General features: G+C 69.1%; 11 protein-coding genes. 3 read left to right on the forward strand and 8 right to left on the reverse strand.

Translation table 11 applies throughout. The features are described from left to right. Window positions 1-59: 59 nt before the first annotated feature. From ACFOYY_RS28660 to ACFOYY_RS28670, 3 genes are all read right to left on the reverse strand, one after another. Window positions 60-1274, reverse strand: a complete 1215-nt coding sequence (locus ACFOYY_RS28660) for an NADP-dependent isocitrate dehydrogenase (protein ID WP_352010065.1) — start codon at window positions 1272-1274, stop codon at window positions 60-62. 102 nt (window positions 1275-1376) lie between these two features. Continuing rightward, window positions 1377-1664: a DUF3017 domain-containing protein gene (locus ACFOYY_RS28665; protein ID WP_352010066.1), complete on the reverse strand. Its 288-nt coding sequence runs from the start codon at window positions 1662-1664 to the stop codon at window positions 1377-1379. A 43-nt stretch (window positions 1665-1707) separates the two neighbouring features. Then, window positions 1708-2829, reverse strand: a complete 1122-nt coding sequence (locus tag ACFOYY_RS28670) for a citrate/2-methylcitrate synthase (RefSeq protein ID WP_352010067.1) — start codon at window positions 2827-2829, stop codon at window positions 1708-1710. Window positions 2830-3010: 181 nt separating this feature from the next. Between ACFOYY_RS28670 and ACFOYY_RS28675 the strand changes: the two genes are divergently transcribed. Beyond that, the gene (locus ACFOYY_RS28675) at window positions 3011-3664 is read left to right on the forward strand and encodes an FHA domain-containing protein (RefSeq protein ID WP_352010068.1); all 654 of its coding nucleotides are present in this window, start codon (window positions 3011-3013) and stop codon (window positions 3662-3664) included. A 479-nt stretch (window positions 3665-4143) separates the two neighbouring features. After that, window positions 4144-4608 carry a hypothetical protein gene (locus tag ACFOYY_RS28680; protein ID WP_386193699.1) on the forward strand — a complete coding sequence of 155 codons (465 nt, stop codon included), beginning with the start codon at window positions 4144-4146 and terminating at the stop codon, window positions 4606-4608. A 137-nt stretch (window positions 4609-4745) separates the two neighbouring features. Here the strand turns inward: ACFOYY_RS28680 and ACFOYY_RS28685 are convergent, their stop codons facing one another. The 5 genes from ACFOYY_RS28685 to ACFOYY_RS28705 are packed head-to-tail and all read right to left on the reverse strand — an operon-like array spanning window position 4746 to window position 13070. Beyond that, window positions 4746-5744, reverse strand: a complete 999-nt coding sequence (locus ACFOYY_RS28685) for an aldo/keto reductase (protein WP_352010070.1) — start codon at window positions 5742-5744, stop codon at window positions 4746-4748. Further along, window positions 5744-7495, reverse strand: coding sequence for a CocE/NonD family hydrolase (locus tag ACFOYY_RS28690; RefSeq protein WP_352010071.1), 1752 nt, complete (start codon window positions 7493-7495; stop codon window positions 5744-5746). The genes ACFOYY_RS28685 and ACFOYY_RS28690 overlap by 1 nt, the downstream gene beginning before the upstream one ends. Continuing rightward, window positions 7488-10064 (reverse strand): N,N-dimethylformamidase beta subunit family domain-containing protein, encoded by a 2577-nt coding sequence (locus ACFOYY_RS28695; protein WP_386193703.1) that lies wholly within the window; start codon window positions 10062-10064, stop codon window positions 7488-7490. Before ACFOYY_RS28695 ends, ACFOYY_RS28690 begins: the two co-directional genes overlap by 8 nt. 40 nt (window positions 10065-10104) lie before the next feature. Next, window positions 10105-11034, reverse strand: coding sequence for an AraC family transcriptional regulator (locus tag ACFOYY_RS28700; protein WP_352010073.1), 930 nt, complete (start codon window positions 11032-11034; stop codon window positions 10105-10107). 41 nt (window positions 11035-11075) lie between these two features. After that, window positions 11076-13070, reverse strand: coding sequence for a dipeptide ABC transporter ATP-binding protein (locus ACFOYY_RS28705; RefSeq protein ID WP_386193706.1), 1995 nt, complete (start codon window positions 13068-13070; stop codon window positions 11076-11078). Between the two features lie 244 nt (window positions 13071-13314). On the opposite strand from ACFOYY_RS28705, the gene ACFOYY_RS28710 reads away from it, so the two are divergent. Further along, window positions 13315-14928 carry an ABC transporter substrate-binding protein gene (locus tag ACFOYY_RS28710; RefSeq protein ID WP_352010075.1) on the forward strand — a complete coding sequence of 538 codons (1614 nt, stop codon included), beginning with the start codon at window positions 13315-13317 and terminating at the stop codon, window positions 14926-14928. Window positions 14929-14934: the final 6 nt, after the last annotated feature.

Genomic DNA, 14934 nt, shown 5'->3' on the forward strand with positions numbered 1-14934 from the left:
GCACGGAAGAAGGAGAGGGGCCGCCGTGACGGCGACCCCTCCGCGTGAGGAACGACCTCTCAGGCCATCTTCCTCTTGAGGTTCTCGTCCAGGGCCCCCAGGAAGTCCTGGGTGGTCAGCCACTTGGCGTCGCCGCCGACCAGGAGGGCGAGGTCCTTGGTCATCTGACCGCCCTCGACGGTCTCGACGCAGACCTGCTCCAGCTTCTCGGCGAAGTCGATCACCGCGGGGGTGTTGTCGAGCTTGCCGCGGTGGGCCAGGCCCCGGGTCCACGCGAAGATCGAGGCGATCGGGTTGGTGGAGGTGGGGTTGCCCTTCTGGTGCTGGCGGTAGTGACGGGTCACGGTGCCGTGAGCCGCCTCGGCCTCGACGGTGCGGCCGTCGGGGGTCAGCAGGACGGAGGTCATCAGGCCCAGCGAGCCGAAGCCCTGGGCGACGGTGTCGGACTGGACGTCACCGTCGTAGTTCTTGCAGGCCCAGACGTAGCCGCCCTCCCACTTGAGCGCCGCGGCGACCATGTCGTCGATCAGACGGTGCTCGTAGGTGATGCCCGCGGCCTCGAACTCGGCCTTGAACTCGGTCTCGTAGACCTCGGCGAAGATGTCCTTGAAGCGGCCGTCGTAGGCCTTGAGGATCGTGTTCTTCGTGGAGAGGTAGACCGGGTAGTTGCGGGCCAGGCCGTACCGCATGGACGCCCGCGCGAAGTCGCGGATCGACTCGTCCAGGTTGTACATGGCCAGCGCGACACCGCCGCCGGGGAAGTCGTAGACGTCGAGCTCGATCGGCTCGGAGCCGTCCTTCGGGGTGAAGGTGAGGGTCAGCGTGCCCTCGCCGGGAACCTTCAGGTCGGTGGCGCGGTACTGGTCACCGAAGGCGTGACGGCCGACGACGATCGGCTTGGTCCAGCCGGGCACGAGCCTCGGCACGTTGGACATGATGATCGGCTCGCGGAAGATGACACCGCCGAGGATGTTACGGATCGTCCCGTTCGGGGACTTCCACATCTTCTTGAGGCCGAACTCCTCGACCCGGGCCTCGTCCGGAGTGATCGTGGCGCACTTGACGCCGACGCCGTACTGCTTGATCGCGTTGGCGGCGTCGATCGTCACCTGGTCGTCGGTCGCGTCACGGTGCTCGATCCCGAGGTCGTAGTACTTCAGGTCGACGTCCAGGTAGGGAAGGATCAGCTGGTCCTTGATGAACTGCCAGATGATCCGGGTCATCTCGTCGCCGTCAAGCTCGACGACGGGACCCTCTACCTTGATCTTGGGCATGCGTGTGGTTCCCCTTCTGAACTAACACTGGCCAGACAGTCCTTGAGGCTCACTGGCCGTTGAGGCTATCGGACGGGTTTGACCGCCCTGCGACGCCCCCTGTCATCTGCCATATCGCGGCATGAGCCACGGATACTGCAACAACAGCGATCCCACCATCAGCGCGATGCCGAAGATCGCCAAGGTGACGGCGTCGGTCGCCTTGCGGCGTACGGCGAGCCGCCCTCCCCCGCCCAGGCGCAGCAGCGCGCCCAGCGCCATGACGGCGCCGAGGGCGAAACCTCCCCACTCGGGGTCGGCCAGCACGGCGAAGACCACCGCGAGAACCGCGCCGGCCAGGACCACGGGGTACGGTCCCCACCGTTCCCTGGGGACACCGCCCGCGTTCACCGTTCGCCTCCGCGCCCGTTCTCCTGCGTTTCCCGTGTCCGGCTCATCGCTCGTCGATCGGCTTCCACTTCTGGTCACGCTCGCCGACGTACTCACTGTCCGGGCGAATCAGACGGTTGTCCGCGTGTTGTTCGATGACATGTGCGGTCCATCCTGACATGCGACTGACCGAGAAGACGGGAGTGAACAGGTCGGTCGGGATACCGAGATAGTGGTAAACGGTCGCCGCGTAGAAGTCCACGTTCGGGTAGAGGCCCTTCGTCTCGAAGACGACCTCCTCCATCTCCTTGGACATCCGGTAGTAGGTGTCGTCGCCGGAGGCCTCGGCGAGCTCCCGAGACATCCTGCGCAGGTGCGTCGCGCGCGGGTCCTCCGTCTTGTAGACCCGGTGCCCGAAGCCCATGATCTTCTCGTGGGCGGCGAGCCTGTCACGCACGGACTGGGCGACCGAGGCCGGGTCCAGCGCCTCAAGGGTGCGCATGACCTGCTCGTTCGCGCCTCCGTGCAGGGGGCCCTTCAGGGTGCCGATGGCCGCCACGATGGCCGAGTGCATGTCCGAGAGCGTCGCGGCGCAGACGCGGGCGGCGAAGGTCGAGGCGTTCATGGTGTGGTCGGCGTGCAGGACCAGGCAGGTGTCGAAGATCTCGACGGCGTGCGGGTCGGGGACCCGGCCGGTGATCTGGAGCAGGAAGTTGGCGGCGACGCTCAACTCGGGGTCGGGCTCGGGGATCTCGGCGCCGGTCCTGGCCGCGTGGTAGCGGGCCACCAGGATCGGCTGCTGGGCGGTGAGCCTGGCCGCCTTGCGAAGGTTGGCCTCCGGGCTGTTGGAATCCTTGTCCGGATCGTCGCCCGAGGCCAGCGAGACCAGCGTGCGCAGCGCCTCCATGGGAGCCTGCTTGTCCGCGATCTCCGGGATGTTCGCCTCGGCGAGCGCGCCGAGCGTGCGCCCCCTGACGAGTTCGGCGCCGTAGTCGGCGAGTTGCTCCCTGGTCGGGAGGCTGCCGTGCTGGAGCAGGTGCGCGGTCTCCTCGAAGGTCGTACGGCCCGCGAGATCGTGGATGTCGTAACCGCGGTAGAAGAGACGACCGGCCTGTCCGTCGATGTCGCTGAGCGCCGTGGACGCGGCTACGACATCTGCGAGACCTTTTGTGGGCTTGTCCGCCATGACTGTTTCCTCCGCTTTTCTTCCAGCGAAGTCTACCTGTGAGCAGGACAAACCTTCCCAAGAGGTCAAGGCCAATTTCACGTGGGATTCTCCTCACGGCAAAGGCGATTCCCCTTCCCCTCGTTTGGGTAAGCCGCAGCTGTAGGAATAGTTACGGCGGGCTACCTGGGGAGGAACTGCCGTGGAGGGGCCGTTCATACGCATCGAGGACACAGGCGAGGTTGTCCCGTTGCGCCCCGAGATCACGACGATCGGGCGTGGCCGGGGAGTAGACATCCGGCTCAACGATCCAAGTGTTTCCCGGCTGCACGCGGAATTCGTCCGGCGCGGCCCCTACCTGTATGTCGTTGATCTGGGCCTGTCCCGCAACGGCACACGGGTTAACGGCAGGCCGATCGCGAGAAGGGTGCTCGACGACGGCGACGTCGTCTCCTTCGGCGCCGCGAGGGGCAGGATAGGCGGGGTCCCGCGCGAGGACTTCGCCCCAGAGGTCGAACTGCGCCGCGCAGCGGCGCCCGAGCTGACTCGCCGGGAGGTGGACGTGCTGACATCACTGTGCCGTCCAGCCCTCTCCGACGAGGCGTTCGTCGCTCCCGCGACCGCGCGGGAGATCGCCGACGACCTGGTGGTGACCGAGGCCGCGGTCAAACAGCATCTGCTGCGGCTGTACCAGAAGTTCCGGATACCCGAGGGCACCAACCGCCGAACGCGGCTGGCCAACGAAGTGGTCGCCCTCGGTCTGGTCAGGCCGACTCCGGTGGTGCCGCCGCAACGCGCGGCGGGTCCTCCGGAGCCGCAACCCGCGACCACGACGGCCAACCGCCGGGCCTCCTAGCCCGCGACCGGTGTCCCGCCCCCGGGTCTGGGGCAGGGTGTTCCGTCGGCACGAGCGTACGGTGTGCCTCCCTCCGGCACACCGTGCTCCGTCATGTCCGCAGCCTTCTTCGGGGCGGCGTGACCGCGTCCCGCGTGACCTTCGGACCGGGCCCGCGCGGCCCTTCACGGCCGGGACGGCACGGCCCGCCAGAAACCGGCAAAAAGTGACAGACCACGGCGAGCATCGGCCGCTCAGTGACGATCTCCTGACCGGCCCCCGCGTTCGCCCGCGAACCGGCCCAACGCGCTGACCAGCGGATTCGCGCTCATCTCATGGCCCTTTCCGGCCGCGGAGCCCGGTACTGACGACCGGATCGTCCCCTTGATGACAGGTTCAGTGACATGAGCGCTGTCATAAGTGTCTTTTTCCGCCTATGCCCCAAGAAGCACCATTCAAGTGCGGAAACGACCGCTTGACGTGAAGGAGCGAGGAGAGGCATGGGCAAGTACGATCACCTGTTCGTCCATCACATGCGGGACTGCGCCGACGACCTGGTGAACGAGGGCGCCGCCGCGGGTGGCGAGCGTCCGGCCAACATCGGCAACCCCTTCGGACTGATGCGCTCCATCGATGTGGACCTCAGCACGGTCCACATGGCCTACAGCTGGATCAACCCGACGACGGAGCAGGTGCACTGGGTCAACGACCACGAGCACACCTACGACGAGGTCCTCATCTGGATGGGCAACGACCCCGACAACATCCACGACCTCGGCGCGGAGCTGTACCTCGACATCGAGGGCGAGCGGCACACGGTCAACACGACCGGCTCGGTGTTCATCCCCGCGGGCACCCGGCACTGCCCGCTCGGGTTCAACTACGTGAACCGCCCGTTCACGTTCATCGCACTGTCGCTGAACCCGTCCTACGCCTCGGACGAGAACGTGCCGCGCCACACCTGATCGGTTGGGGGGCGGCGTGGGCCGGGTGGAGACTCTCCACCCGGCCCACGCCCGTTCATGGGACGTCACCCGGAGCGGGCCCGGGGACGAGAACGGGCCGGGCGGAGAGACTCCGCCCGGCCCGCTTCCGTTCACATCTAGGCCTCCGGGACGGGACCCCTCCCCGCACCGGTCTCCCGCAGCGCCGCCACCAGCTCGGCCAGGTCCTCCCGGGTGAGGCTGAGCGATCCGGCGGGCAGCCAGCCGTCCACCTGCCCCGGGTTACGGGCGCCGACGATCGCCGCCGTCACCCCCGGCACCGTCGTCGTCCAGGCTGCCGCCACCGCGCCGACCGGCACCCCGTGGCGCTCCGCGATCGGCCGCAGAGCCTCCTGGAGCGCCAGGTTGCGCGACAGGGCCGGCTCCCTGTACTCGTCGTTGCGCGAACGCCAGTCGTCGGACGGCAGCGCGGCGGCCCGCTCGGCGGTGAACGTGCCGGTCAGCAGACCGGCCGCCATCGGGCTGTAGACGATCACTCCGGTGTCGTGCTCGGCGCACCACGGGATCACGTCGGCCGCCGAGTCACGGTGGATCAGCGAGAGCGGCGGCTGGAGGGTCTCGACGGGACCGACCGCCTCGCACCGTTCCAGCAGCTCGACGTCGAAGTTGGACACCCCGGCGTGCCGGACCTTGCCCTCCTTCACCAGTTCGAGCACGGTGCCCCAGGACTCCTCGATGGGCGGGCCCTGCGGGTCGGGGGCGTGGATCTGGTACAGGTCGACGTGGTCGACGCCCAGGCGGCGCAGCGAGTCCTCGCACTCACGCCGGATCGACTCCGGGGTGAGGTTCTGGCTCTCCACGCCGTTCTCGTCCCAGACCAGGCCGCACTTGGTGAACAGCAGCGGCCGGTCGGCGGCGGGCAGCGCGGCCACGGCGCGGCCGACGACCGTCTCCGAGTGGCCGAAGCCGTACACCGCCGCCGTGTCCACCCAGTTCACCCCGCCCGCCACGGCGCGGTGGATGGCGGCGATCGAGTCCTCGTCGGACTGAGAGCCCCAGCCCATCAGCCCCGGGCCGCCGGTGACCCAGCTGCCGAAGCCGACCGAGCTGATCTCCAGCCCGGTACGGCCGAGCCGGCGGAATTCGTTGATGGACATCAGTGCTCCGTGTGGTAGGGACGCGTCGCCTCCGGGCTGACGACCGGCAGCACGACACGGGAGAGGTTGAGGCCCGCGTGATGGATGTTCTGCAACGCGCTGATCATCTCGGTGGACCTGCCGGGCAGCTCACCGGTGTTGGGGTTGCGGTCGAAGTGCGGGAAGTTGCTGCTGGAGATCTCCACCCGGATGCGGTGCCCCGGCTGGAACACGTTGCTGGTCGCGCCGAGGTCGAGGTGGTACTCCACGATCTCTCCCGGGACGACCGGGTTCAGCCCGGCCTTCGGGTCGCGGTGGCTGGCGCGCAGGATGCCGTCGGTGATGTTGCGGGCGTAGCCGCAGGGGCCGACGTCGACCAGCTTGGCGGTCCAGTCGGTGTCCAGCGCGGAGGTGCTGGCGTGCAGTACCACCGAGACCGGGCCGGTGACGTCCAGCGGCTCGCCGAGCGGCTCGCTGGTGTAGACGAGCACGTCCTCGCGCTCCTCGATCGGACGCTGGTCGTAGACGCCACCCTTGGTGTGCACCGGGCTGCAGCACAACGAGCCGCCCAGCGTGGGGACCGGGTTGCGCGGGTTGTAGACGTAGCTGTCCGGCGGCTGCTCCGCACCGGGGCTGTCCCTGGACAGGCGTCCGTCGCCGTGCAGCGTGTTGGCCCGGCCGCCGCTGTGCAGGTACCAGTCCTGGTAGTCGGTGCCCGGCAGCGGCCAGGAGTCGGCGACCCGCCACTGACCGGCCCCCATGGCGTACAGCAGCACCGGCGGGTCCTCCCCCGCCGAGTCGCCGCCGTCGCGCAGCCACCGGTCGAACCAGCGAAGCTGCAGGCCGTCCACGTCGAGGGCGCCTCCGGTCGAGCGTCCGCCGAAGTTCCACGAGCCGACCGGGTTGCCGCTGAACAGGCCCTCGTGCGGCCACGGCCCGACGAGCAGCCGCTGCCGGTCGCGTACCGCCTCGCCGCCCTCGGCGCGCATGCCCGCGAAGTTCGCCAGGGTGCCGCCGAGGAAGGTGTCGTACCAGCCGCCCATGTTGAACGCGGCCACGTTGATCTGGGGGTAGGCGCGGGAGACGTCGAGCCGCTCCCAGAACTCGTCGTAGGTGGGGTGCTTGAGCCACTCCCGGTAGTACGGCGCGACACCGTCGAGGTAGGGGTGCCTGTCCAGGGGCAGCGTCAGCACCGTGTCCTGCAGGTCGTCCAGGGCGTCGGTCAGCGCCCCGCGCACCTCGCCGGAGACCGAGGGGTCACGGGCGGCGTTGTGCGCGGCGAGCGAGAGCGTCCAGCCCAGGCTGAAGCTGAGCTGGAACGCGCCACCCCGGTAGACCCAGCCGTGGTGGTAGCTGGAGGCCGTGACGTTCGGGGCGATCGCCTTCAGCGCCGGGTGCCCGGACATGGCGGCCTGCCACTGGGTCACCCCGTCGTAGGAGCCGCCGAACATGCCCACGTTGCCGTCGCACCAGGACTGGGAGGCGACCCAGTCGATCGAGTCGTAGCCGTCCTCGCGTTCGTGGACGAACGGTGTGAACCGGCCCCCCGAGGCGCCCCGGCCCCGGGTGTCCTGCATCACGACGGCGAAGCCGCTGGAGGCCGCCCGCAGGGCGAGCGTGCCGTACATGCCCAGGCCCGTGCGGTCGTACGGCGTGCGGAAGATCAGGGCGGGGCAGCGCTGCCCGACCGGACGGTAGATGTCGGCGCGCAGGACGGTGCCGTCCCGCATCGGGATGGCGACCATCCGGTCGACCGAGAGCGACTCAATCATTCTTCTTACCCAGCCAGTGGTCGAGAACGTTGCGGGTGATCCTGGAGATCCCGTTGTCGTAGCCGTGGGCCGAAAGCCCACCGCTGTAGGAGATCGAGCCCGTGGCGAACACGGAGCCGCCGCCACGGGTGTGGAAGTAGACGATGTCGGAGCGGACCTCGGGATCCTCCGATCCGCCGTGGCCCGGGTGCGTGCCGCTCAGCTCCTCCACGGCGAACTGGTAGCCGTCGAGCAGTCCCTCTGAGGTGGCCAGCACGACCGCCTCGGGCGGGCTGCCCAGCGAGAGGTCGTAGCGGTCGATCTCGCCGCCGGCCGAGCCTCCGCCGTCCAGCCCGGAGTCGCCGAACACCTCGGGCACGCCGTCCAGCAGGTGCTTCAGGTCCTCCGGCACGGCGTCGGGGCCGATCCGGTAGCGGCCGGAGGGGCCGCTGCCCTGGGCGCTGAAGCCGACGCCGAACACCTTCTGCGGCGGGCGGCTGCGGTTCATCCACAGGCCGCCGCGCTCACCGGTGGTGGCGTGGTGGTGCTCGCCGGTCTGGGCCTGCCAGCTCCTGGTGCCGTTCTCACCGCGGCGCAGCTCCATCACGTGCGGCAGCTCGGGGTGGAAGGAGACCACCCAGTAGTAGCCGTTGCCGCCCAGGTAGGCGAAGTTGCCGCCGCCGTCGACGTACGTCTCGATGGCGTCGATCATCTGCTCGGTGGCGTACTCCGGGTGGCTGCCGCTGATCACCCCGGCGTAGGGGCGCAGCAGGTCCACGCCCTCGGCGTGCAGGTCGTGGTCGGTGATGACGTCGAAGGAGTAGCCGAGCTCGGTGAGCCAGTCCAGGAAGTACAGGTCGGAGGCCAGCATGAACGGCGACAGGTGGACGCGGAAGCCCGGCGCCAGGGTGAGGATCGGGCGGCTCCACGAGATGTAGCTCACGCCGCTGCCGTCGGTGTACCTCGCGTAGGCCGAGTGCCCCAGGTCGTAGCGGTGTTCGAGGAACACCGTGCCGTCGGGGACGACCGGCACGTGGCCGAGGCCGCGCTCGTTGGAGTAGGCCAGGTAGGTCGCGGTCGGCAGGAGCAGGGCGAGCCTGCCGGTGGCGGTTCCCGGGCGGGGACGCACCACGAACGGGATGCCCCGCTCGCAGGAGCCGTCGGCCGCTGTGACCTGCAGGGCGTAGACGCCGCTCGGCAGGTCGTCGGGGACGGTGAACTCGTGGCTCGGCTCCCATCCGGCGTCGGCCAGGGAGTCCTCGTGGAAGTGGATCGCGGCGTATCCGCGCGGGTCGGCGGCGTAGTGCTCGATCCGGCCGGTGAAGTGACGCCCGGTCACCCCGCGCACCGGCAGGTTCACCAGCCTGCCGTCCAGGCCGGGACGGCCGACGCACGGCACGACCAGCGACGCCGCGGTCTCCCCCGGCTCGAAGGACCAGCGCAGCGGGGCGTCGTGGTCGTCGGAGACCGCGACCACCAGCGCGGCCCTGGCCAGCGGGTACGGCCACACGCCGGGCCGTTCGATCTTGCCGTTGTAGTGGTCGTCCTCGGGGGTGCGGGCCGCGAACAGCAGGTCACCGTGCTCGGCCGGGGCGAAACCGCCCTCGACGTCCTGCTCGGTCACCTGGGGCCGGTCGTCGACCACGATCGGGCTCACCCGGCTGTTCACCCCGGTCACCAGCGGCCGGGCGACCAGTGTGGCGCGCCCGGTCTCCGGGTCGTAGGAGGCGGCGACGCCGTACCAGCGGTGCAGGGGGAGGGGGGTCTCGGCGTGGACCGCGCTCTCGCCGGAGCCGTCGCCGAGCCAGAGGGTCAGCCGTCCGGTCTCGTCCAGGCCGAGCGCGTAACCGCGCGGGCCCTCCTCCCAGCGGGACACCACGACCTGCGGCCTGCCTGTCACGCAGGTCGGGTAGATGTAGGCGGCGACGGTGAAGCCGTCCGCGCCCGTGGTCGCGCCGTGCGGGTCGCGGACGGCGATGTGCGAGCCGAGCCGTACCCGCTGTTCCCGGCCGGTGTGGCGGCCCTGCCAGACGTCGGGCACCTGCTCGATCCGGACACCGGGGCTTTCCGGGTTGTCGTCGGTGTGCCGCACCCGGACCAGTTCGGTGGTGTACTCGGTGACCTGTTCGGCGCTGACCATGAACGTGATCCGGTCGCCGGGGGCCGCGCTCACCCGGTCGGCGTAACCGAGCAGGACCGGTCCCTCGTGCCGTAGCTCCGGCCCGTCGATCGCGTCCTGTGAGGGCTCTCCCCAGCCGAAGACGTCGAACAGCTCGCGCCGCAGGCCCGCCTCACGTGCCTCGTTGAGGCTGGTGAACTCCCGCCGGTCGGCGAGCCGGTAGGTCTCGCCGCGCCGCGCCGGAGGGCGGACCAGCCGCCAGACCTCGCGCCTGGTCTGTTCGTAGACGGACAGGCGCTCGGTCGCGGCCCGCTGGCCGAGGAAGTTCGCCAGCAGACTCAGCGGCTCCCGGTGAACCGCCTCAGGATCGTGGATCCACGCGGTCACCAGGTCCTCGGTGATCAACGAACGTAGCTGCTCGACGCGGCGTTCGGCGAACCGCGCCCTAATGCCCACAACTGAGGATTCCATGACTTAACGCTAGGCAGCAGGTCGCGGCACATATAGCTCGTCAGGTCGGCGGCCCTGTCACTGAACGGAGGTAATCCGCGGCGCCGGCGCGCCTGCGGAACTCTCCCGGGCTCGTTCCGGTCTCGCGCTTGAAGAAGCGGCCGAAGTACGACGGGTTGTCGAACAGCAACCGCTGGGAGACCTGGGCGACGGTCAGGTCGGTGTGCCTGAGCAGCCGCTTGGCCTCGACGGTCAACGCGGCCCGGATGATCTCCGCGGGCCGCTTGCCCGTGGTGCGTTTGACCACGTCCGCCAGGTGCTTGGGGGTCACCCCGATCCGGCTGGCGTAGCCGCTGACACTCTGCTCGTACGGCAGTTCCTCGCTCACCAGCCGCAGGTAGCGGCGGGCCAGCGCGGTGCCGCTGTCCTCCTCGACGGTACGGACGTCCGCGCCCCGGCTGAACCTGCGCATCTCGACAAGCAGGATGTGCAGGTACGCCTGGAGCACCGAGACGTCGGTGCCGCCGGGACGCTGGTACTCCCTGACCAGCGCGGCCAGCAGCGTGGTGACCGGCTCGACCTCCTCGGGGGCCAGGTGCAGGGCGTGCCCGGTGCCCAGCGGGTCGAGCGCCAGGGACCGACGCGGGGAGACCCGGTCCCCGTACTGGGGAACCAGGAACTCCTCGACGAAGGTGACGATGTATCCCTCAAGAGGGGTGTGGCCCTCCCAGAACTGCACCTGACCTGGGGCGACGAAGTACATCGTCATCGGGGTGACCTTGTACGGCACGAAGTCGATCACGTGGGTGCCCGTGCCGCCGGTCACGCACACCAGTTCGTAGAACTCGTGCCGGTGCGGGTAGGGCGCGGACGACCAGGGCGCCAGGTCGGCGAACGACCCGATGGCGAAACCGGGGGCCCCGTCGCCGATGAGGGGGTCGTCGAAGCTGTGGGTCGGGAACGAGACGGGAGAGACCGAGGTGGATGACACAGACGAGATGGACGACACAGACGGCATGGCGGCTCCCAGTGTCACTGACGCGAACTTGCGGTGCCCTCGGCTTCCGGTGAAACCGAGGAGGCTTCCGGCGAAGCCGGGGAGGCTTCCGGCGAAGCCGGGGAAGAGGGGGTGATGCCCGGGTTGGCCGCCAGCAGGGTACGGGTGTAGTCGTGCTGCGGCTCCGTGGCGAGCTTCTCGGGGGTGGCGACCTCGATCAGCCTGCCGTTCTTCATCACCCCGACCCGGTCGGCGACCGAGAGGATCAGGCTCAGGTTGTGGGTGATGAACAGGTAGCTCAGGTTGTGCTCGCGGCGCAGGTCCAGCAGGAGGTTCATCACCTGTCCCTGCACCGAGACGTCGAGCGCGGAGGTGGGCTCGTCGGCCACGATGAGCCGGGGCTCGGGGGCGAGGGCACGCGCGATGGCGACCCGCTGGCGCTGCCCGCCGGAGATCTGCCCGGGGAGCTTGTCGATGATCGCCTTGGGCAGGCCGACCTCGTCGATCAGGCGCTCCACCCGGCGGCGCAGGTCGGCGCCGCGCAGGTCGGTCAGCTCGCGCAGCGGCTCGGCGATGATCCGGCCCACGGTGTGGCGCGGGTCCAGCGAGCTCTGCGGGTCCTGGAAGACCAGCTGCACGGTACGGCGGAAGGCCCTGACGTCGCCTTCCAGGCCACGTGAGGTGTGCCGCTGGCCGTCCACGGTGATCGTGCCCTCGGTGGGGTGGTCGAGCGCCGAGACGATCTGCCCGAGGGTCGTCTTGCCGCTGCCCGACTCGCCGACCAGACCGAAGAACTCGCCCGGCCGGATGTCCAGGCTGACCCCGTCGACGGCGGGCATGCGCTCGCGGCGGCGCAGCCTCAGCAGGCCGCCGGCGCGGCCGCTGCGGGTGACGAACTCCCGGCGGACGTCGTCGATCACCAGGAGCGGTTCGGTCCGCGCCTCGGCCCCGGCCTCGGTGGCCGTGACGACGGGCGGGGGCAGGGCGACCGGGCCGGCGCCGGGGTTCCAGCAGGCGACCTCGGCCTGCCGCTCCACCACGGCCGTTTCGGAACGCTCCACACGCTTGACCTCCTCCACCGGAACGGTGACGAGGGCCAGCGGCGGTTCCTCGGAGCGGCAGCGGTCCCCCGCGTGCGAGCAGCGTGGGGCGAACCGGCAGCCGGGGAGCTTGGCGCCCGCCTCGGGGACGGAGCCGACGATGGACGGCATGCCCCGGGTGTGGCGCACACCCACCTGCGGCACGCACTCGACCAGGGCCCGCGTGTAGCGGTGCCTGGGCGAGCTGAGCACCTCCGCTGCGGGCCCGACCTCGACCAGGCGGCCCGCGTACATCACCGCGATCCGGTCGGCGATCTCCGCCGCCACACCCATGTCGTGGGTGATGAACACGCACGCCATCTGGTGTTCCTGCTGCACCGTACGGAACAGGCGCAGGATCTCGGCCTGGGTGGTCACGTCCAACGCGGTCGTGGGCTCGTCGGCCAGCAGAAGATCAGGGCTGGACATCAGCGCCATGGCGATCATCACCCGCTGCTGCATCCCGCCGGAGAGCTGGTGCGGGTACAGGTTCGCCACCCGCTCGGGGTCGGGGAACCCCACCTCCCCCAGCAGCTCAAGCGCCCTGGCCTGCCCCTGCGCACGAAGGTCACCACGACGTGAGGCGGCGTCGGCCGACCAGTAGGCCTCGCCGAGCTGCACACCGATCCGCTGCGCCGGGTTCAGCGAGTCGAGCGCCTCCTGGAACACCATTCCGATCCGCCGGCCGCGGAACGACCGCATCTGCGTCGCGTTCAGTGAGGTCAGGTCGACGTCGTCGAGCCGGACCGCGCCGGTGGTCCGCACCGGGGCGACGAACTCCAGCAGGCGGATGATGGACAGCACGGTGACGGTCTTGCCGCTGCCGGACTCGCCGACGACGCACAGGGTCTGTCCGGAATCAAGGCTGAGGGTGAGTTCGTGGACCAGGTCGGTGGTCACCTCGTCGGAAAGTACTCCAACGGAGAGGCGGTCTATCTCGAGTAGTGACATGGGTGTCATCCTTTCCGTCGGCCAACCTGACCTCGGGTCGGGGATTCTGCACCTCAAAGCTGCCGCTTAACAAGGCTGTGGGCACAGTGTGCCGATCGGGAACGGCGTCTGTCCACACTCATGGGCACAGGTTGGCTGATTTCGCATGAGTGACATAAAAGCCGACATCGACGCCTATCTTGGACGGGCGGGCCGGGTTACGTTCTCCGCCACCGACCCGCGGAAACAGGCGCGAGGAGCCGCAATGGATCGCACCGGACAACGTCGCAAACCCAAGATCATCGCCCTCGTCACGGCAGGGCTCTTGCTCTCGGCTTGCGGCACTGCCACAAAGTCCCCATCCACCCCGGCCACCCCGGCTGCACAGAGCGACGCGGGACAGCCCGCGCGAGGCGGCAACCTGACCGTCCGCCTCGCCCAGGACCCTGGATCGCTGGACACGGTGCAGAACAGCAACGCAGGAACCAGCTATCTCGGGCACGAGATCTTCGAGTCTCTGGTCGCCATCGACGCCAACTACCAGCCCCAGCCCGTGCTGGCCGAATCTTACAAGAAGAGTGATGACGGCCTGACCTACACCTTCACCCTGCGCAAGGGCGTCCAGTTCTCCGACGGCTCGCCGCTGACCTCGGCGGACGTGGTGGCCTCCATGCGCTACTGGGTGGAGAAGGGCAGCTACGCGGGCTCGCTCAAGCCGGTGCTCAAGGAGATCACCGCGCCCGACGAGGGCACCGTGGTGTTCTCCATGAAGGCGCCGTTCAACCTCGTCGCCCTCATGGCCTCCAGCCACGGCAGCGGCATCCGCAGGGCCGCCGACGTGGCCGCCGCCGGAGCCACCGGAATCCCCCAGGACCACTCGATCGGCACCGGGCCGTACAAGCTGAAGACCTGGACGGCGGGCCAGGAGATCGTGCTGGAGCGCAACGACAAGTACAAGCCGCCGGCCGGTGAGTCCAGCGGGTACGCCGGAGCCAAGGGCGCCTACCTGGACACCATCACCTACAAGGTGATCGCCGACCGCGACGCCGCGTTCAACAGCCTGCAGACCGGGCTGCTCGACGTCTCCGAGCCGTCCTACGACCAGTACGACCAGATCAAGCAGAACCCCAACCTCAAGATCGGCGTCGAGGGCGCCGCGAACGTCCAGTACATCGCGCTCAACCACAACTCCGGCTCGATCTTCTCCAAGCCCGAGGCCAGGGACGCGATGAACATGCTCGTCGACAAGAAGGCGATCATGGACTCGCAGGGCGTGCCCGACCTGGTGCTGCCCAGCAACGGCGCGTTCGCCACCCAGACCAACAAGGCCATGTACTCCGAGGCCGGCAAGGCCAAGTGGGACCAGCACGACCCGGAGAAGGCCAAGCAGATGTTCGCCGCCGCGGGCCTGCGCCCCGGCCAGACCATCCGCATGATCACCACGGACGAGTTCCCGCAGTTCAAGGACGCCCTGGTCATCATCCAGGACTCGCTGAAGAAGATCGGGATCAACGCGACCGTCGAGAGCTACGACTTCGCCACCCTGATCGGCCGCAAGAACAACCAGCCGAACAGCTGGGACGTGCTCGCGCTGATGGACGACGCCAACCCGCCCGTCCCGTCCTACAGCGACAACGTCCAGGGCATGGACAACATGGGTTACCCGAGGGACAAGCTCGCGCCCCTGCTGACCGCGTACAACGCGGCCAAGACGCCGGAGGAGCAGAAGCAGGCGATCGACAAGATCCAGGAGTTCACCTCGCAGAACCTGCCCACGCTGACGCTCTACCACGCCAGGTCCTACGTGGCCTACAACCCGAAGGTGCAGGGCTATGACGGCTGGGGCCTGGAGTTCGCCAACACCTGGCTGGCGAGGTAGCACCTG

It is taken from the genome of Streptosporangium jomthongense, assembly GCF_042650425.1.
Classification (GTDB): domain Bacteria; phylum Actinomycetota; class Actinomycetes; order Streptosporangiales; family Streptosporangiaceae; genus Streptosporangium.